The 19,277-nt window shown below is 60.5% G+C and carries 19 protein-coding genes; 13 read left to right on the top strand and 6 right to left on the bottom strand.

Features of this window, described 5'->3' with window-relative positions:
• The first annotated feature begins 90 nt into the window (after positions 1-90).
• On the top strand, positions 91-2,298 hold the full coding sequence (locus tag GOW98_RS03725) for a response regulator (protein WP_170329723.1): 2,208 nt from the start codon (positions 91-93) through the stop codon (positions 2,296-2,298).
• Positions 2,299-2,307: 9 nt separating this feature from the next.
• Positions 2,308-2,766: a VOC family protein gene (locus GOW98_RS03720; protein WP_170329722.1), complete on the top strand. Its 459-nt coding sequence runs from the start codon at positions 2,308-2,310 to the stop codon at positions 2,764-2,766.
• On the opposite strand, the gene yaaA is transcribed toward GOW98_RS03720, so the two are convergent.
• The 3 genes from yaaA to GOW98_RS03705 all read right to left on the bottom strand — a co-directional run bounded on the left by yaaA (position 2,757) and on the right by GOW98_RS03705 (position 6,066).
• The gene (yaaA, locus tag GOW98_RS03715) at positions 2,757-3,527 is read right to left on the bottom strand and encodes a peroxide stress protein YaaA (protein WP_170329721.1); all 771 of its coding nucleotides are present in this window, start codon (positions 3,525-3,527) and stop codon (positions 2,757-2,759) included. The genes GOW98_RS03720 and yaaA overlap by 10 nt on opposite strands.
• A 133-nt stretch (positions 3,528-3,660) precedes the next feature.
• A complete protein-coding gene (gene recQ, locus GOW98_RS03710; RefSeq protein WP_170329720.1) occupies positions 3,661-5,700 on the bottom strand; it encodes a DNA helicase RecQ in 2,040 nt (679 codons plus the stop codon).
• 78 nt (positions 5,701-5,778) lie between these two features.
• Positions 5,779-6,066, bottom strand: a complete 288-nt coding sequence (locus GOW98_RS03705; protein WP_170329719.1) for a YggT family protein — start codon at positions 6,064-6,066, stop codon at positions 5,779-5,781.
• Positions 6,067-6,196: 130 nt separating this feature from the next.
• On the opposite strand from GOW98_RS03705, the gene GOW98_RS03700 reads away from it, so the two are divergent.
• From GOW98_RS03700 to smpB, 10 genes are all read left to right on the top strand, one after another.
• Positions 6,197-7,564 carry an MFS transporter gene (locus GOW98_RS03700; protein WP_170329718.1) on the top strand — a complete coding sequence of 456 codons (1,368 nt, stop codon included), beginning with the start codon at positions 6,197-6,199 and terminating at the stop codon, positions 7,562-7,564.
• Positions 7,561-8,424, top strand: a complete 864-nt coding sequence (gene mepA / locus GOW98_RS03695; protein WP_170329717.1) for a penicillin-insensitive murein endopeptidase — start codon at positions 7,561-7,563, stop codon at positions 8,422-8,424. The genes GOW98_RS03700 and mepA overlap by 4 nt, the downstream gene beginning before the upstream one ends.
• On the top strand, positions 8,397-9,278 hold the full coding sequence (locus GOW98_RS03690; protein WP_170329716.1) for an esterase-like activity of phytase family protein: 882 nt from the start codon (positions 8,397-8,399) through the stop codon (positions 9,276-9,278). The genes mepA and GOW98_RS03690 overlap by 28 nt, the downstream gene beginning before the upstream one ends.
• Before the next feature lie 91 nt (positions 9,279-9,369).
• Positions 9,370-10,014 (top strand): queuosine precursor transporter, encoded by a 645-nt coding sequence (locus GOW98_RS03685; protein ID WP_170329715.1) that lies wholly within the window; start codon positions 9,370-9,372, stop codon positions 10,012-10,014.
• Between the two features lie 264 nt (positions 10,015-10,278).
• Complete coding sequence (arfB, locus tag GOW98_RS03680) at positions 10,279-10,698, top strand: alternative ribosome rescue aminoacyl-tRNA hydrolase ArfB (protein ID WP_170329714.1); 420 nt, start codon at positions 10,279-10,281, stop codon at positions 10,696-10,698.
• Positions 10,699-10,752: 54 nt separating this feature from the next.
• On the top strand, positions 10,753-11,499 hold the full coding sequence (locus GOW98_RS03675) for an SDR family oxidoreductase (protein WP_170329713.1): 747 nt from the start codon (positions 10,753-10,755) through the stop codon (positions 11,497-11,499).
• A gap of 9 nt (positions 11,500-11,508) precedes the next feature.
• On the top strand, positions 11,509-12,525 hold the full coding sequence (locus GOW98_RS03670; RefSeq protein ID WP_170329712.1) for a P1 family peptidase: 1,017 nt from the start codon (positions 11,509-11,511) through the stop codon (positions 12,523-12,525).
• A gap of 113 nt (positions 12,526-12,638) precedes the next feature.
• Positions 12,639-13,052, top strand: a complete 414-nt coding sequence (locus GOW98_RS03665) for a c-type cytochrome (RefSeq protein ID WP_170329711.1) — start codon at positions 12,639-12,641, stop codon at positions 13,050-13,052.
• Positions 13,053-13,259: 207 nt separating this feature from the next.
• Positions 13,260-13,802, top strand: a complete 543-nt coding sequence (idi, locus tag GOW98_RS03660) for an isopentenyl-diphosphate Delta-isomerase (RefSeq protein WP_170329710.1) — start codon at positions 13,260-13,262, stop codon at positions 13,800-13,802.
• Between the two features lie 47 nt (positions 13,803-13,849).
• Positions 13,850-14,332 carry an SsrA-binding protein SmpB gene (smpB, locus tag GOW98_RS03655; protein WP_170326303.1) on the top strand — a complete coding sequence of 161 codons (483 nt, stop codon included), beginning with the start codon at positions 13,850-13,852 and terminating at the stop codon, positions 14,330-14,332.
• Positions 14,333-14,345: 13 nt separating this feature from the next.
• On the opposite strand, the gene glpK is transcribed toward smpB, so the two are convergent.
• The 3 genes from glpK to panB form a co-directional block, all read right to left on the bottom strand.
• A complete protein-coding gene (glpK, locus tag GOW98_RS03650; protein ID WP_170329709.1) occupies positions 14,346-15,824 on the bottom strand; it encodes a glycerol kinase GlpK in 1,479 nt (492 codons plus the stop codon).
• Between the two features lie 67 nt (positions 15,825-15,891).
• On the bottom strand, positions 15,892-16,734 hold the full coding sequence (gene panC / locus GOW98_RS03645) for a pantoate--beta-alanine ligase (protein WP_170329708.1): 843 nt from the start codon (positions 16,732-16,734) through the stop codon (positions 15,892-15,894).
• Positions 16,731-17,570 carry a 3-methyl-2-oxobutanoate hydroxymethyltransferase gene (gene panB / locus GOW98_RS03640; protein ID WP_170329707.1) on the bottom strand — a complete coding sequence of 280 codons (840 nt, stop codon included), beginning with the start codon at positions 17,568-17,570 and terminating at the stop codon, positions 16,731-16,733. Before panB ends, panC begins: the two co-directional genes overlap by 4 nt.
• 170 nt (positions 17,571-17,740) lie before the next feature.
• On the opposite strand from panB, the gene GOW98_RS03635 reads away from it, so the two are divergent.
• Complete coding sequence (locus GOW98_RS03635; protein ID WP_170329706.1) at positions 17,741-19,228, top strand: ABC transporter substrate-binding protein; 1,488 nt, start codon at positions 17,741-17,743, stop codon at positions 19,226-19,228.
• Positions 19,229-19,277 lie beyond the last annotated feature (49 nt).

The following is a 19,277-nucleotide window of genomic DNA, read 5'->3' as shown; positions in this document are numbered from 1 at the left end:
GACACGGGGCACGCGGGTCCGGCAACGGCTTAAACACTTTTTCACGCTCTGCCCGGATGCTGGTCGCGGAATGGTCCGGGATCACTAACGATGAGTCTTGTAAACAAACTGGCACAGGAGCGGCGCGCGCGGCTGGCGGCCGAGCGTCTGCTGGCGATGAAACAGGCCGAGCTATCCTCGGCCAATCGCGAACTGGGACTGCATGCGATGGCGCTGACCAAACGCATCGGCGAAACCCAGGCCGAGGTTGAAACCGTTCGGGGTGAAAACGAAAAGGTTAAATCCGACCTGACCGAGGCCAACGCCAAGATCGAAGTGGCCGAGCGCCGTCTTTGGCATTCGATGCAGACCATTCAGGACGGCTTTGCTTTCTTTGATCATCAAAACCGCCTGATCGGGGCCAATGCGACTTACCTCAGCTTGTTTGACGGGCTGGATGAGGTGGAGCCGGGTATCACCTACGCGCGTATCCTTGAGATTCTGACCGAAGAGGGGCTGGTCGATACCGGGGCGGAAAAGGCGGAGGACTGGCAGGCCAGAATGCAGGAGCGCTGGGTGCAACCGCATCCGGATCCGGTGGTGATCAAGCTGTGGAACGGTGAGTATTTCAAGATGATCGACCAGCGCGGCAATGGCGGCGACGTGGTCAGCCTGGGTCTGAACATCACGGCTTCGGTCCGCAATGAGGCCGAACTGAACGCCGCTCGCGAACGGGCCGAGGCCGCGAACCGGGCCAAGTCCGCTTTTCTGGCCAATATGAGCCATGAGATCAGGACGCCGATGAACGGCATTGTCGGGATGACGGAATTGCTGTCGGAAACCCCGCTGGACGAGGAGCAGCGCCTGTATCTCAACACCATCCGCAACTCGGGCGAGGCGTTGCTGGTGATCATCAACGACGTGCTGGACTATTCCAAGATCGAGGCCGACAAGCTGATCCTGCACCCCGAACAGTTCGACTTCGAACGCTGCATTCTTGAGGTTGCGATGCTGCTGCAGCCCAGCGTGCGCGACAAGGGGCTGTCGCTGCTGGTCGACTATGACCTGTTCCTGCCGACCCTGTTTGTGGGCGACCCCGGCCGCGTGCGGCAGGTGCTGACCAATCTGGTGGGCAACGCGGTCAAGTTCACCTCGGACGGGCATGTGTTAGTCCGCGTCACCGGGGTGCCGAATTCAGAGACTAACACGTGTGATATCCACGTCGCGATCGAGGATACTGGCATCGGGATCGAGGCCGACAAGATCGGGCATATCTTTGGTGAATTCAATCAGGTTGAGGACGAGAAGAACCGCGAATTCGAAGGCACCGGGCTGGGGCTGGCCATCACCAAACGGCTGGTGACGCTGATGGGCGGGACTGTCTGGGTTGAAAGCGAACCGGGGCAGGGGTCGTGTTTTGGGTTTCGGGTCTCGCTGCCCACGGTCGAAGGTCCGCAACCCTTACCGCCCGATCTGGCGGACCGCCTGCGCCATGTGATCGTGGTCGAGGATCTGGCCGTCAATCGCGCCATCCTTTCAAAACAACTGGGGCGATTGGGGTCTCGGGTCACCGTCTGCGCCTCGGGGGGTGAAGCGCTGGCCGCCGTCGATGACAGCGTTGACCTGCTGCTGTGCGATCACGACTTGCCGGATATGGATGGGTTGGAGCTGGCGACCACACTCAAGGACAGGGGCTGGGATGACTTGCCGGTGGTGGTGATGTCGGCAAATCCGGGCGTGATCCACGCCAACCCCGCCCGTCACTTGATCGAGGGGGTGTTGCAGAAACCCATCCCCAGGGCCGAGCTGTATGCGCGTCTGACCACGCTGGGGCGGGCCTCTGCCGTTCCGGGCTTGGGGCCGGAGCCGTCGGAATCCCCGCCTGTGCAGCCCAACGAGCGCCTACGGCAGATGCGTGTGCTGACGGCCGAGGACAACCGGACCAATCAGCTGATCCTGCAAAAGATGATCAAGGACCTGAACATCGACCTGCAATTTGCGGGCAACGGGGTCGAGGCGGTGGATAAACATCTGGACTTCGACCCGGACCTGATTTTCATGGATATCTCGATGCCCAAAATGGATGGCAAACAGGCCACGGCGGAAATCCGAAGGCGCGAGATTGAAACGGGGCGGCACGTGCCAATTGTCGCCCTGACCGCGCATGCCATGGCCGGGGATGATCAGGGTATCCTGTCGGCGGGGCTGGATCACTATCTGACCAAGCCGCTGCAGAAACGCAAAATCCAACAGATGATTGCGGATCACCAGCCCGAGGAGACCTTGCCCGTCATTGCCGAAGGCGTCACTGCCAGCTAGCGTGACCCCATGTCAGATCGTGGATTTCAGCCCCGTGCATTAGGTGAGATTGCTATTCGGTGCGCCGATATGGGCGCGATGGTCGCGTTTTATGAGAACGTGATCGGGCTGGAACGCCTAACCGGAGATCACAACAGCGCAATCACCTTTTTTCGCATTGCCGAAGGGTTTGGCGGCCACACGCAAGTGCTGGCCCTGTTCCATCATACGGTTGCCCCGCGACCGGGTTTGCATCCGAATGATGCCGACAGGCCCACGACTGGCGCAGGGTCCTCGTTGCATCACATCGCGCTGTCCCTGCCGTTTGAGGAACAAGAGGCGGTGATGCGCTGGTACGACGAAATCGGCCAGCCCTACCGCGTGGAAAAGTTCGGCTGGATCGGATGGCGCGGCATTTTCACCGAAGACCCCGAGGGCAATACGGTTGAACTGGTTGCCTATGACCGGTCGATGCTGGATCAGGCCTGATAGGGGCGTACGAAGACGGGCTTGTCGTCCTCTGACAGGTCTGGGCGGTATTCATAGCCGCCGGTGTCGAAATCCAACAGGCCTTTGGGGTCAGTCAGGCGGTGTTGGATGATGTAGCGCGCCATTGCGCCGCGGGCCTTTTTGGCAAAAAAGCTGACGATCTTGGGGGTGCCCGCCTTGTCCTCCATAAAGACCGGCGTGATCACTCGCAGCTTCAGCGCCTTGGGATCGACCGCGCCAAAATATTCCTGACTGGCGCAGTTCACCAGCACGTCCGAGCCGATCTGATTCCCTTGCGTGTTCAGGGCCTTGCTCAGCTGATCGCGCCAATATTCATACAAGTTCTTGCCGCGGCGGGTTTTCAGCTTGCTGCCCATCTCAAGCCGATAAGCCTGAATCGCGTCCAGAGGGCGCAGTACGCCGTAGAGGCCGGATAGAATTCGAAGGTGATCCTGCGCCCATGCCATTTCCTCGGCATCCAGCGAGGCCGCTTCCAACCCTTGATACGTGTCGCCCGCAAAGGCCAGCGCGGCAGGGCGGGTTATGTCGGCACCCGGCGTATCGGAAAAAGCGCGATACCGGTCGCGGTTCAGACGCGCCAGATCATCGCTCAGGTCCATCAGTTTCTTCAGATCGCCCAGCGTCAGATTCCGGGCGGTTTTCGAAAGCCGGATCGCGTCGTCCTGAAAGTCGGGCTGCGTAACTTCAATGTCCCGTTCTGCCCATTCCAGCCGCTTGGCCGGGGAAATCACTACCAGCATATCCGCCCTCGCTCCTTGCCTGTTCCGGGGTATCTAGGTCGTTTTGCGTTTTACCAAAAGAACTTTTGTCGAAAGGCGCGGTCGACCGAAGGGAGAGACAGCGTCTTTTGACGCCTTTGAAGCGCGAAACGAACTAACCCGCCTGTTGCAGCACGTCCAGAAACGCGGCGCCAAACCTTTCGTGACGGCGGTCGCCCAGAACCTGCTCCAAACCGCGCGGATCGTCGGGCCGCAGCAGCGCAACCTTGGCCAGTTGCGAGGCCGAGCAGGTCAGCGGTTTGTCGATCCCGTCGGGGCCGCGCGATAGCTGCGATTGAACCTCAAGCAGCCGGTCAAAAATCTCACCCTGATCGCGCCCGGCCAGTTTGCGGCGGGCGGGGTGGACAGCCTCGACCGCGCCAGCGATCACCTCAAGAAAGGTATCGCCATAGCGTTCCAGTTTTTTGGCGCCGACGCCGCCGATGCGTGCCATGTCGTCCAGCGTTACAGGGCGGTTTTCGGCCATCTCGATCAGGGTGCGGTCGGGGAAGATGACATAGGCCGGCACCCGCGCGGATTCCGCCAAGGCGCGGCGCTTTGCCTTGAGCGCGGACAGTAGTGGCGCGTCTTCCTCGGACACCATCATTTTGACGGCGGGGCGTCGGGTCGCCTTGCGGATCGTGTCCTTGCGCAGGCTTATCAGTTCCTCACCCTTTAGGATCGGCTTGGCGGCCTCGGTCATTCGCAGGGCACCGTGGCGTTCGGGGTCCGGGCGCACCAGATCGTGCCCCATCATCTGCCGGAAGATCGCCTGCCATTGCGGGCGCGACCATTCTTTACCGATGCCCCAAGTGGACAGACTGTCATGACGGCGGGCACGGATCTTGTCGGTTTCGTTGCCTAGCAGGATGTCGATCAGATGACCCGCGCCGAACCATTCCTCGGTGCGCAGGATCGCCGACAGTGCCATACGAACCGGAGTGGTGCCGTCGAACACCTCGGGCGGCGTATCGCACAGATCGCATTTGCCGCAGGGTGCAGCCTGTTCGCCGAAGTATCCCAACAGGGTCTGACGGCGGCAGACCAGCGCCTCGGCCAGTCCAAGCAGAGCGTTCAGGCGGGCGTGGTCGGCCATGCGGCGCTCGGGCGGCGCCAGACCCTCGTCGATTTGAGAGCGGCGCAGGCGGATGTCATCGGGGCCGAACAGGGTCAACGTCTCGGCGGGGCCGCCATCACGTCCCGCGCGGCCGATTTCCTGATAGTAGGCCTCGATGGATTTGGGCAGGTCTGCATGGGCAACCCAGCGAATGTCGGGTTTGTCGATGCCCATGCCAAAGGCCACGGTGGCGACGACGATCAACCCGTCCTCGCGAGCAAAGCGGGTTTCGACAATGCGGCGATCTTCGGGGTCCATGCCACCGTGATAGTGGCAGGCCACGTGGCCTTCGTCGCGCAGGGCTTGGGCCAGCACTTCGGTCTTGTTGCGGGTACCGCAGTAGACGATGCCGGACTGGGTTTTACGGGCGGCGGCAAAGTCGAGGATTTGTTTGCGTGGCCCGTCTTTGGCGGCAAAGGCCAGATGGATATTGGGCCGGTCAAAGCCCCGCAGGAACTTGCGGGGTGCGGTGCAGTCAAACAGCTTCTCGACAATTTCGTCCTGCGTTTCTGCGTCGGCTGTCGCAGTGAAAGCAGCCAGCGGCACGTTCAGCGCACGCCGCAGCTCTCCGATCCGCAGGTAATCGGGGCGGAAATCATGGCCCCATTGGCTGACGCAGTGGGCCTCGTCCACGGCGATCAGGCTGACATTGATCCGCCGCAGCATGCCCAGCGCCGACCCGGCGGCCAGCCGTTCGGGCGCCATGTAGAGCAGTTTCAGCCGCCCGGCCTCCAACGCCTCCCACACCGCGTCGGTTTCCTCGGGGGTGTTGCCGGAGGTCAGCGCACCCGCCTCAACGCCCGCCTCTTGCAGCCCACGCACCTGATCGCGCATCAGGGCGATAAGGGGGGAAATCACTACGGTTACCCCGTCGCGAAGAAGGGCAGGCAGCTGATAACACAGAGATTTACCGCCGCCCGTCGGCATGATCGCCAGCACGTTTTCGCCTGCGGTCACGGCATCGACGATCTCTTCCTGACCGGGGCGGAAGTCGTCGAATCCAAAGACATCTCGCAGCAAAGGCGCGGCGTCAAACATGTGCGGGGTTGCCCTGTTTTAAGGTTTATCTGCTCTTAAGACAGGACAATCACATACTAAGATTCGGTGAACAAGAGGTCAGACGAAATAGACCATATTGTTGATCAGGATGATCCGCAGTGCATAGACGCCGACCAGCACGACCAGAGGCGTCAGGTCCAGCCCGCCCATCGCGGGCAGAAAGCGGCGGATAGGGCCATAGATAGGCTCTAATATGCGGTTCAGGCCGTACCAGATTTGCGCGACCAACTGTTGATGCAGGTTGAGCACCTGAAAGTTGATCAGCCAGCTCATGATCACATGGGCCAGAATAATGAACCAGACAATGTCCAGGATCAGCAGCAGAATTTGGATCAGCGACAGCATGGGGCCTCCGGAGTATTCGTCTGCCGAGACCTAAGCGCCCCTGCAGCAAAGAGCAAGCCCGCGCCAACAGAACGCTTGCGAAACAGGACAAAGGCCCGTCTTATGAACGCAACGATAATCAGGGGCGGTCATGGCAGAGATTTCCAAGCGCAAGCGCATTTGGGGCTGGTGGTTTTTCGACTGGGCCAGTCAGCCCTATCACACCCTTCTGGTCACTTTTGTGTTCGGCCCCTATTTCGCCGGGGTCGCTGCGGGATACTACTCTAACACTGGGCTGGACTCCGAAGCTGCTGCCGCTCAGGCGCAGACGGTCTGGGCCAATTGTCTGACCATCACCGGGCTGATCATCGCCTTTGGTGCGCCGCTTTTGGGCGCGATGGCGGATGTGTCGGGGCGGCGCATCCCGTGGATTTTTGCCTTTTCGGTGATGTATGCGGTGGGCTCGGCGGCGCTGTGGTTTACGATGCCCGATGGCTCGAACATGTGGTTGATGCTGTCGGCCTTTGGGCTGGGCTTTGTTGGTGCGGAATACGCGCTGATCTTTATCAACTCGCAGCTGCCAGATCTTGGGGATGACAATGAGGTCGGAGAGATTTCGGGCTCTGGCTTTGCGTTTGGCTATTTCGGCGGGCTGATCTCTCTGGCGATCATGCTGACGATGTTTGTCGAACAACCCAATGGCAAAACGCTGATTGGTATCGACCCGATTTTTGGCTTGGATGCCGCCACGCAGCAGGGCACGCGGTTCGTCGGCCCCTTCACCGCTGGTTGGTTCGTTCTATTCATGGTGCCTTATTTCCTGTGGGTCCGCGATGATCCCGACAGCCGCAAGCACGGCAGTCTGCGCGAAGCGCTGGGTGTTCTGGCAAAGGCGGTATCGGATCTGCGCCATCGGGTCAGTCTGGCGACCTATCTGGGTTCTTCCATGTTCTACCGCGACGCGCTGAACGGGCTCTACAGCTTTGGCGGCGTCTACGCGCGGCTGGTGCTGGAATGGGGGCTGATCAAGATCGGCGTGTTCGGGATCGTCAGCGTTCTGGCCTCGGCTATCTTTGCCTGGATCGGCGGCAAGATGGACAAGAAATACGGCCCTAAACCGGTCATTCTGGTTGCGATCTGGGTTCTGATCTTTGTCTGCATCACTGTGGTGTCGATGGATCGGACGCAGATTTACGGCATTCCGTTGCCCGAAGGATCGGGCCTTCCGGATATGGTGTTCTTTGGCTGCGGAGTGCTGATCGGTGGCATGGGCGGCATTCTGCAATCGGCCAGCCGCTCGTTGATGGTGCGCCACACTGATCCCGAAGCCCAGGTTGAAAGCTTTGGTCTTTATGGTCTGTCGGGGCGTGCCACCGCTTTTGCCGCGCCCTTGCTGATTGGGATTGCCACAACCGCCACCGGCAGTGCACGGCTGGGGGTGTCACCAATCATTCTGTTGTTTATTCTGGGCCTATTCCTGATGCGCTGGGTCAAGCCGGAAGGGGATCAGAGCAGATGAATTTACTACGTTTTTTGGCAATACTCGCCACGATCACATGGGCTGGCACAGCGGGCGCACAACCTCTGGCAAAGCAATTGTTCGGGGCGCAAAAGCAAAGTTCGCAGCAAAAACCGGCGGCGTTCGGCAGTTATTCGCGCGGATGCGCCGCCGGGTCGGTGCAACTGCCCGAGACCGGGCCGACATGGCAGGCTATGCGCCTGTCGCGCAATCGCAACTGGGGGCATCCGGTGGCGATCGACTATGTGCAGAACCTCAGCCGGTTTGCGGCCAAGCAGCCGGGATGGAATGGTCTCTATGTCGGGGATATCAGCCAGCCGCGGGGCGGGCCGATGACCTCGGGCCACCGGTCGCACCAACTGGGTCTGGATATCGATATCTGGATGCTGCCCGGTGACAACATGCGGCTGTCGCGGAAAGCCCGCGAGAATATCTCGTCGATTTCCCTGCGTCGCGCCAACGGGGCCTATGTGAACGGCAATTGGACGAAACAGCACCACGCGGTGCTGCGCGAGGCCGCCAAGGACAAGCGTGTGGCGCGGATTTTCGTCTTTCCCGGCGCCAAGGCCCAGATGTGCAAGGATGAGAAGGGCAACCGTGCCTATCTGCGCAAGATCCGACCTTGGTGGGGGCATCACTATCACTTCCACGTGCGCCTGAAATGCCCCAGAGGCTCGCGCGGATGCGTCAATCAGGATCCGCCGCCCAAAGGGGATGGCTGTGCCGAGGCGCAGCAATGGGTGCGCAATATCCTCAACCCGCCGCCGCCCGATCCCAACGCCCCGCCGCCCAAGAAACGCCGGGAATATGTTTTAACTGATTTGCCTCAGCAATGCGCAGCCGTTTTGCAATCCAACTGATTGCTATCTTGCTGGCCGGGTCGGCTTGGGCGGTCGAGGTCAAGACGGCCACCCAACTGAGCAGCTTTGCCTGGCGGCACAAGGCCGAGTGGTTCGGTGGGTATTCGGCGGTTCACATCTTTGATGGCGGGCGCCGCATGATAGCACTTAGTGACAGGGCTACTCTTGTGACCGCACAGATCGACCGCAACGGAGACCAAATCGAGGGTGTAGAGATTTCAGGCCATTGGCCGGTTCTATCCAGCAAGGGTCGCCTTATGTCGGGCAGAGCCGGAGATTCCGAGGGAATCGCCGTTGCGCCGGATGGCAGCTTTTTTATCTCGTTCGAAGGCGTTCACCGGATTGCTTATTACCCTGCGCCGGGAACAAATGCGCAGGTTCTGCCAATACCCCGGGATTTCAAGGCACTTGCAAGCAACGGTTCGTTTGAGGGTCTGGCGATTGATAATGCCGGACGGCTGTATACTCTGACAGAGGAAAGCCGCACCCGTACGGGGCAAATCCCCGTTTATCGATGGGATGGCCAACGGTGGTCTTTGCCCTTTGTACTACAACCCCGAGGCAAGTTTCTGCCCGTTGCCGCCGATTTTGGTCCGGACGGGCGATTGTATGTTCTGGAACGCGCGGTTTCCCTCATCGGTTTTCGCTCGCGCCTGCGCCGGTGGCAGATTGAGGGCGACATGCCTGTGGCAGAAGAGACATTGTTTGAGACCGGGACTGGCGCGCATGACAACCTGGAAGGACTGTCGGTCTGGCGCGACGATCAGGGGCGTCTGCGGGCCACCATGATCTCGGATGACAATTTTCTGGCCCTGCAACGCACCGAGTTGGTGGAATATTTGCTGCCGGATTGACTCGCGATCGCCGAAGGTCTAAACGCACGGCTTGCCTTGGGACGGTCCCTTGGCCAAGTCGCCGCTACCTTGTCAAAACGGGCATCAAAACATGCAACGCGCTTATATTCCCGGCATTCTTGCCATGGCCGCCATCGTTGTGGCCTCGAACATCCTGGTCCAGTTCCTGATCTTTGACGGGCTGCTGACATGGGGTGCCTTTACCTATCCGTTGGCCTTTCTGGTCACCGACATCATGAACCGCGTCTACGGCGTGGCCACCGCCCGCAAGGTTGTGTTTGCTGGTTTCATTACCGGTATCATCTGCTCGCTGATCGGCAGCCAGATTGTGCTGCAGGGCGATGGATTCACCTATGCGGCAGTGCCGCTGCGGATCGCCGTGGCCTCGGGCACCGCCTTCCTGATTGCGCAACTCACCGACGTCACAGTGTTCAACGCGATGCGCGGTGGCCGCTGGTGGCGCGCACCGCTGGTCTCCACGCTGGTTGGCTCGGCACTGGATACCGCACTGTTCTTCACCATCGCGTTTTCGGCCTCAGTCACTTTCTTCGGCGCCAATGCGGATGCCGCGATCAACTGGGCGTGGGAGCCTGTGCCCTTCATGCTGTCCGGCGCGATGGCGCCTCTGTGGGTGACGCTGGCCTTTGCGGATTGGCTGGTGAAACTATCACTGGCGCTGATCGCTTTGGTCCCGTTCAAAGTGATTGTTGCGCGCCTGACCGCGCAGCCTGCGTAAAAAAGTGCTTTGAGATTGGCGCATCTTGTGTCAGGCTCAAAGTTAACCGCAACAGATAGAAAAGGAGGTGATCCAGTGTCGAGAAAGAGATTGGAGAGAGGTGTCGGAACAACCGGGGGGATCGCCTGCTAGGGCAGCCCTTGGTGGAGCGCTTGCTCCGGCTGGTCGATTGATCTAACCGACCCGACCTCCTTATACTTTCGAAGGGCCGTCCCGCCGGGGCGGCCCTTTTTGTTTCTGCCCGTGCCGGATAAGGTCCACCCCATGTTGCGCATCACCGACGATATCATCCTGCAAGACTGGGAAATGACCGAGAGCTTTGTCCGCTCGTCCGGCCCCGGTGGGCAGAACGTGAACAAGGTCTCGACCGCTGTTGAACTGCGGTTCGAAGCCGCGCGCTCACCTTCGTTGCCCGATCCTTTGAAAAACAGGCTGAAACGGCTGGCGGGGCGGCGCTGGACCAAGGATGGCGCGATCATCATCCAGTGCGAGGAAACCCGCAGCCAGGCCCGCAACCGCGAGATTGCCCGCGCGCGACTGGCCGAACTGGTCACCCGCGCGCTGGTCAAACCCAAGCGGCGTATTGCGACGAAACCCACCTATGGCTCGGTCAAACGGCGGCTGGCGGCGAAAAAGGCGCGCGGCGACGTAAAGGCGCTGCGCGGCAAGGTCTCGGAAGATTGATCTGGTAGTTTCGTCGCGCCTTGTTACTCTGGCCCCGCAAGGGAGAGCAAGATCATGAGGTTAGAGGGAAAAACCGCAATCGTCACCGGTGGCGCGTCGGGCTTTGGTGCCGGGATCGTGCAGAAATTCCTGTCCGAAGGTGCACGCGTGATGATTGCCGATGTCAACGGCGATGCCGCCGAGGTTCAGGCAAAGCAACTCGGCCCCAACGCAATTGCACAACTGGTGGACGTGGCGGATGCCTCCTCGGTGCAGGCAATGGCCGACATCGTGCAGGATCGGTTCGGGCATCTGGACATTCTGGTGAACAATGCCGGCATCACCCATATGCCAATGCCGCTGGAAGAGGTCACCGAGGACGATTTCGACCGCGTCTTCAACGTGAACATGAAATCCGTCTACCTGACGGCGCGGGCGCTGGTGCCTGCGATGAAGGCGCGCGGGACGGGGGCGATCCTGAACGTGGCCTCGACCGCGGGTCTGTCGCCGCGCCCCAACCTGAACTGGTACAACGCCTCAAAGGGTTGGATGATCACCGCAACCAAGACCATGGCGGTGGAACTGGCCCCGTCCGGCGTGCGGGTGAACGCGATCTGCCCAGTGGCAGGGGAAACGCCTCTGCTGAAATCCTTCATGGGCGAAGACACCCCCGAAATGCGCGCCAAATTCTTGGCGACCATCCCTCTGGGCCGGTTCTCAACTCCCGAAGACATGGCCAACGCCGCCTGTTTCCTGTGTTCGGACGAGGCCAGCATGATCACCGGCACAGCATTGGAGATCGACGGTGGCCGCTGCATCTGAGGTGCGCTTATGACCCCCGGGCTCAGAAACCTGATCACTGATGTTCCCGGCCTGTTGGTCGGGAACACGCAGGATACAGTCTTGAAATCCGGCTCAACCGTCTTGACAGCAGATCAGGCTTTCACCGCCTCGGTTCACGTCATGGGCGGCGCACCGGGAACGCGGGAAACCGATCTGCTGGCGCCGGACAAATCGGTCGCACGGGTGGACGCGATAACCTTGTCCGGCGGGTCGGCCTTTGGGCTCGATGCCTGTTCCGGGGTGTCGGATGCGCTGCGCGCGCAGGGCCGGGGCTATCCGGTTGGCGACACCGTGGTGCCTATCGTACCCGGAGCGATCCTGTTCGATCTGCTGAATGGCGGCGACAAGGATTGGAGTGAAAACCCCTATCGAGCCATGGGCCGGGCCGCATTCGAAGCCGCCGCCGAAGACTTTGCGCTGGGCACGGCTGGGGCAGGCACCGGCGCTTTGACCTCAAGACACAAAGGTGGGCTGGGATCTGCCTCGCTGGTGCTGGACAACGGGATCACCGTGGGCGCACTGGTTGCGGCCAACCCGCTGGGCAGCGTCACCACGCCCGGAGATCGTCATTTCTGGGCCGCGCCCTTCGAGTTTGACGAGGAATTTGGCGGATTAGGGTCTGATTTTGGCGCCGGTCTGGGTCAGCCCGCGCCCAGCCTCAAGGCTCAGGCCATGCGCCTGGCTGAGCCGGAAAAAGGCAACACCACCATCGCCATCGTGGCTACCGATGCCGCGCTGTCGAAACCGCAATGCCAGCGGCTGGCGGTGGCGGCACATGATGGCATTGCCCGGGCGATCCTGCCCGCCCACACGCCGGGCGACGGCGATCTGGTGTTCGGGGTCAGCACCGGCGCGCGCCCGGTCGCCGCTGAATCGGAATTAGGGCTGATTGGACATGCAGCCTCGGTCTGCCTTGCGCGGGCCATTGCGCGGGCGATCTATCTGGCGACCCCGGCCAAGGGCGATCTTTTGCCCTGTTGGTCTGCGTCACATGACTTAAGTTAAGGACGACCAATATGCCGCAGTGGCACAGTGCCCGCGCGCGGCAATCCGCGCGTTGACTCTCAACTGCGCCGGCGGTCCATTCGGTGCAGCCAATTTGTATCGGAGCTAAAGCTATGAATCGCATCCTTGCTACCGCAATTCTCGGCCTTCTGGCCGCACCCGTTTACGCCGAAGGCGATGCCGAAGCTGGCAAGAAAACCTTCAACAAATGCAAGTCCTGCCACCAAATCGCCGGCCCCGATGGCGAGGCAATCGTCAAAGGCGGCAAGACCGGTCCGAACCTCTACGGCATTGCAGGCCGCACCGCAGGCACCGTAGAAGGCTTTAAATACGGTGACAGCATCGTTGCAGCCGGTGAAAACGGTCTGGTCTGGGATGAAACCACTTTCGTTGAATATGCCCAGGATCCCAAGACGTTCCTGAAAACCTATCTGGATGACACCGCCGCCAAATCCAAGATGACCTTCAAGCTGAAGAAGGGCGCCGAAGACGTCTATGCCTATATCGTCAGTGTTTCAGGCGAATAACGTCCGAACCTGACAACATCTACAGTTACAAAAGGCCGCAGCCCCTGCGGCCTTTCGTGCGCTTGATAACAGGAAAGATCAGCGCCACCTTGGGTATGCGCAACCCGTCATGCCTTGCCAGCATGTTTGCGCAAAGCCAAGCCGATCCGGCCTAAGTCACTTTCATATCTTTGGCCCTTCAGACAGATCGGCAGCAGGAGACGACAGATGGGAATCATGATCCCGGCCTGGGTTGATGGCGAATTGACCCCCGTGGACAAGCTTGAGGCGCATGAAAAAGGCCTCAAACACAAGGCTGTGTCCGTCTTCGTTGTGCGCGGCACCGAGATCCTGCTGCAGCGCCGAGCGATGGGCAAATACCATACGCCGGGCCTGTGGGCGAATACCTGCTGCACCCATCCGGATTGGGGTGAGACGCCCTCTGAATGCGCCGTGCGCCGTCTGCGTGAAGAGCTGGGGATCACCGGGCTGTACCCCGAATACCGCCACCGGCTGGAATATCACGCTGATGTCGGTAACAACATGGTCGAACATGAGGTGGTCGACGTCTTTCTTGCCCATGTGCGCGGCCCACTGAAAATTGAGCCTAACCCGGACGAAGTGATGGATATCCGCTGGATCGATTACCACGATCTGCTGGCCGAAGTGCAGCGCCATCCGGCGCGCTTTACGCCGTGGCTAAAGATCTATCTGCACAATCACGCAGACACGATTTTTGGCCCCGATCTGATCATCTCGGCCAAGACCTGACGGCTACGGCTTGCAAGGGCCGCCCAAGCCGCCTAAATCAACGCGTCATGGCCAAGCAAAAGCAGAACTCAGACCCGAACTACAAAGTCATCGCCGAAAACAGGCGTGCGCGCTTCGATTACGCAATCGAGGACGATATCGAGTGTGGCATCGTGCTGGAGGGGTCCGAGGTCAAATCCCTGCGCGCGGGCGGGTCGAATATCGCCGAAAGCTATGCCTCGGTCGATGATGGAGAGCTGTGGCTGATCAACAGCTACATCGCGCCGTATGAGCAGGCGAAGGTATTCAAACACGAAGAACGCCGCCGCCGTAAGCTGCTGGTGTCCCGCAAGGAACTGGCCAACCTGTGGAACGCGACCCAGCGCAAGGGCATGACGCTGGTGCCGCTGGTTCTGTATTTCAATCACAAGGGCCGGGCCAAGCTGAAGATCGGCATCGCCAAGGGTAAGAAACTGCACGACAAGCGTGAGACGCAGGCCAAACGCGACTGGTCACGTCAGAAGCAGCGGTTGATGAAGGATCACAGCTGATCCTTCACCGGTTTCAGAACGCCATCGCTGCGGAAACGGCACGTTTCCAACGATCATAGGCGACGTCGCGTTCTTCGGCGGACAATTCCGGTTTGAAACGGCGGTCCAGCGCCCAAGTCTCCGCAAATCCCTGTTGATTCGGGTAAACACCTGCCCGCATCCCCGCCAGCCAGGCCGCACCCAATGCGGTGGTTTCCTGCATGACAGGGCGGTCAACTTCGGCCCCCAGATAGTCTGACAAGCCCTGCATCGCCCAGTCCGAGGCGCTGGCACCGCCGTCCACCCGCAGGGTCACGTCGGTTTCGGCGCCCCAGTCGCCCTGCATGGCGTGCCACAGGTCGCGGGTCTGGTAGGCGATGCTTTCCAGCGTCGCCTTGGCAAATTCCGCGCGACCCGAATTGCGGGTCAAGCCAAACACCGCGCCGCGGCAGTCGGGCTTCCAATAAGGCGCGCCGAGGCCTGTAAAGGCTGGTACCAGCACCACATGCTGGTTCGGGTCAGCCTGCTGCGCCAACTCTCCGCTTTCGGGGGCGGTTTCGATGATCTGCAACGCATCGCGCAACCATTGCACCGCGGCCCCGGCGACAAAGATCGAGCCTTCTAGCGCATAGGTCCGCTTGCCGTCCAATTGATAGGCAATGGTCGTCAGCAGACGGTTTTTCGATTCAACCGGTTGGTCCCCTGTGTTCAGCAGCGCAAAGCAGCCGGTGCCATAGGTGGATTTCATCATGCCGGGTTGGAAACAGGCCTGCCCGATGGTGGCGGCCTGCTGATCCCCGGCCACGCCCAAAATCGGGGTATTTCCCCCAATTAGGGTCGTATTTCCGAAATCCGACGCACAATCATGCACCTCGGGCAGCATGTTCATCGGCACGTCCAGCAAGTCGCAGATTTCGGCGCTCCATTCGCCCTTGTGGATGTCGAACAGCAACGTACGGGCGGCGTTGGTGGCGTCGGTGGCGTGGCTGCGCCCCTCGGTCAGGCGCCAGATCAGGAAACAGTCGATGGTGCCGAACATCAGCTCTCCGGCCTCGGCCCGGTCGCGGGCACCCGACACGTTGTCCAACAGCCATTTGACCTTGGTGCCCGAGAAATAGGGGTCCAGCAGCAGACCTGTCTGGGCGGTCACGTCATCCTCGCACCCGGCCTGTTTGTAGCGGGCGCAGATCTCGGCGGTGCGGCGGTCCTGCCAGACGATGGCGTTGTAGATCGGCTTGCCCGTGACGCGGTCCCAGACGACGGTGGTTTCGCGCTGGTTGGTGATGCCGATGCCCGCGATCTGGTCAGGTGTGGCGCCGGTGGTTTCCATCACCTCGCGGCAGACGCCTAACACGCTTTCCCAAATTTCCTCGGCATCGTGTTCAACCCAACCTTCCTGCGGGAAATGCTGGGTGAATTCATGCTGCGCCGTGCCTGCGCGCTGCATATCCGCGTCGAACAAAATGGCCCGCGATGATGTGGTGCCCTGATCAATGGCGAGAATATAGGTCATTCCCCGCGCCCCTCCCGTTTGGTTTTGCGGGACTTTAGCGCAAACAACGACAATCGTACCAGAGCGTTCAGACGGGAATGTTGTCGATCAGCCGAACCCCATCCGCCCAGGCCGCCGCAAACAGCCGCGCGGGGCGGTTGGCATGGGTCAGGGGCTCTAAAGTCTCAGCGCAGCGCAGGTGGATGTATTCGACCTGCGTGAACCCTGCGGCCAGCAGATCGGTCTCGGCCTTTACGGCCAGCGCATCAAACGCAGCCCCGGCCCGCAACGACTGGGCCAGGCCCTGCATGATCCGGTGCTTGTTGGCGGCAATTGCCAGCCCGTCGGGCGACAGGCGCAGGTTGCGCGATGACATCGCCAACCCCGAGGGTTCGCGCACCGTTGGGCAGCCGATTACCTCGATTGGAATATCCAGATCGCGCGCCATGCGGCGCACCACCATCAGTTGCTGGAAGTCTTTTTCCCCGAAATAAGCCCGATCCGCCTGAGTCTGTAGGAACAGTTTGGCGACCACGGTGGCAACGCCGTCGAAATGGCCGGGGCGGAACTCGCCCTCCATCACATCGGTCAGGCCCGCAACAGAGACGTTAGTGGCAAATCCTTGCGGATAGATTTCTTCGGGCTCGGGCACGTAGATCGCGTCGACGCCGAAGGGGGCCAGTTTCTGCGCGTCTTCGTGTTCAGTGCGCGGGTATTTGGCCAAATCCTCGGGGTTGTTGAACTGTTTGGGGTTCACAAAGATCGTCACGATCACCCGGTCGGTACCGGCCTTTGCTGCCTCGACCAGTGACAGATGCCCCTGATGCAGCGCGCCCATGGTTGGGACAACGCCGATGGTTTCACCGTTGCGGTGCCATTCGGTCGTCAGCGCGCGCAGGTCGGCCAAGCGGCGCAGGATAGGGGCGGTCATGTCTTGGGTCCTTTGGAGGGTGCCTGATCGGCGAACACATGTTCGTCGGCCGGAAAGGCGCGGGCGCGCACGTCGGCGGCGTATTCGGAAATGGCGGCCTCGGCCTGCGGGCCAAGCTCGGCATAGCGTTTGACGAATTTCGGTTTGAAGGCGGTGAAAAAGCCGACCATGTCATCGACCACAAGGATTTGTCCGTCACACCCGGCAGAGGCCCCGATGCCGATGGTGGGAATCGCAATCTCAGCCGTGATCTGGTCAGCCAGGCCCTGCGGCACTTTTTCAAGCACCACGGAAAACGCGCCAGCCTCGGCCACCGCACGGGCGTCGGCCAGCACCGCCTCGGCCTGTTCGTCCCGGCCCTGCACCTTGTAACCACCCAGCGTATTGATCGACTGCGGCGTCAGGCCGATATGCGCCATCACCGGGATGCCGCGCTTGACCAGAAAGCGGATGGTTTCGGCCATATCGACGCCGCCCTCCAGCTTGACCGCGCCCGCACTGGTTTCGGCCATCAGGCGGGCGGCGTTGCGGAATGCATCCGCTGGCGAGTGCTCGTAGCTGCCAAACGGCATGTCGATGACCATCATCGCCTTGTCCAGCCCGCGCGAAACGGCCTGCCCATGCAGGACCATCATCTCCATCGTCACACCCAGCGTGGATTCCAGACCGTGCAGCACCATGCCCACGCTGTCGCCCACCAGAACAAAGTCGCAATGGGCATCCATCAGCCGCGCCATCGGTGTGGTATAAGCGGTCAGAGAGACCAGCGGCGTGCCCCCTTTGCGGGCGCGAATGTCCTCGGCATTGGGGGCTTTTTTATGGGCGGTGGCGCTCATGATCGCTCCTCCGGTGTTCATGTTGCAGCGCGGCATAACAGATCGGAACGGTCCAAAGAAACCCCGGTTGCGCGAACATTTCCTTGAATGACCCGAGGTTTAAAGGGACATTACCTGCAGAAAGGCCCGCAAAACAGCGGGTTCAGCCATAAAAACGGTGGGAGATTTTTATGACAAATCAGATGTTGAAATCCTTTGCATCGGCGTTGGTGCTGGGGGCCAGTGTCTTTGCCACCGGGGCATTGGCCAAATCCGATATCACCATCGCGATGCAGCTTGAGCCACCGCATCTGGACCCCACAAGTGCCGCGGCACAGGCGATTGACTCGGTTGTTTACACCAACATCTTCGAAGGGCTGACCCGGTTCATGGGCGATGGTTCGGTTGTGCCCGGGCTGGCCGAAAGCTGGGAGATTTCCGAGGACGGCACCGTTTATACCTTTAAGCTGCGCGATGGCGTGACCTTCCATGACGGCACCGTGATGGATGCCGAGGACGTCAAGTTCAGCCTCGACCGCGCCAGCGCCGACGACAGCGCCAATGCACAAAAGGCGCTGTTTGCCGGGATCGAAAGCGTTGAGGTGGTTGATCCGTTGACCGTCAAGGTCACCCTGTCTGAACCGAACGGTAATTTCCTGTTCAACATGGCCTGGGGCGATGCGGTGATCGTGTCCCCTGATAGCATCGAAAACATCACAACTAATCCCGTGGGCACCGGGGCCTTTACCTTTGGCAACTGGGTGCAGGGCGACAGTATAACGCTGAACCAGAACCCGGATTATTGGGGCGATCAGCCCGCGTTAGAGACTGCAACGTTCAAATTCATCTCGGACCCGACCGCCGCGTTTGCCGCCATGATGGCCGAGGATATAGACGTGTTCGACAACTTCCCCGCGCCGGAAAACCTGCCTCAGTTCGAGGCCGATCCGCGCTTTCAGGTGCTGGTTGGTTCGACCGAAGGGGAAACGATCCTGTCGACCAACAACAAGAAGCCTCCGTTCGATGATATCCGGGTGCGGCAGGCGCTGGCCCATGCCATCGACCGTCAGGCGATTATCGACGGGGCGATGTTCGGGTATGGCACGCCAATCGGCACTCATTTCGCGCCGCATAACCCGGCTTATGTCGATCTGACCCGCCTCTCGGCCCATGACCCGGAAAAGGCCGCCAAGCTGTTGGCCGACGCAGGGTATGAAGAGGGGTTCGAGACCACGCTGCACCTGCCACCGCCCTCATACGCCCGTCGCGGGGGTGAGATCATCGCCGCCCAACTTGCCGAAGTCGGCATCACCGCTGAGATCATCAACGTGGAATGGGCGCAGTGGCTGGAATCGGTGTTCAAGGGGAAGGACTACGGCCTGACCATCATCAGCCATACCGAACCGATGGATATCGGCATTTACGCGCGCCCGGACTACTATTTCCAGTATGACAGTCTGGATGCACAGACGCTGATGGAGACGCTGAACGCGACCACCGACCCGGAAGAACGCAAGAAACTTCTGGGTGAAATGCAGCGCCTGATCGCAAATGACTTCGTCAACGGATATTTGTTCCAGCTGCCCAAGTTGGTGATCGCCAAGGCCGGTGTTCAAGGTCTTTGGAAAAACGCGCCGACCGCTGCGATCGACCTGACCCAGATCAGCTGGTCCGAATAACCAATCCTGGGGCTGTAACCAGCTCCGGTGTTCCGTTCCAGAGTGAGCC

Source organism: Ruegeria arenilitoris, assembly GCF_013032445.1.
In the GTDB taxonomy this organism is placed as follows: domain Bacteria; phylum Pseudomonadota; class Alphaproteobacteria; order Rhodobacterales; family Rhodobacteraceae; genus Ruegeria; species Ruegeria arenilitoris_F.
The sequence above is the reverse complement of the archived record's forward strand: the minus strand, read 5'-3'. Positions and strand labels throughout refer to the sequence as shown.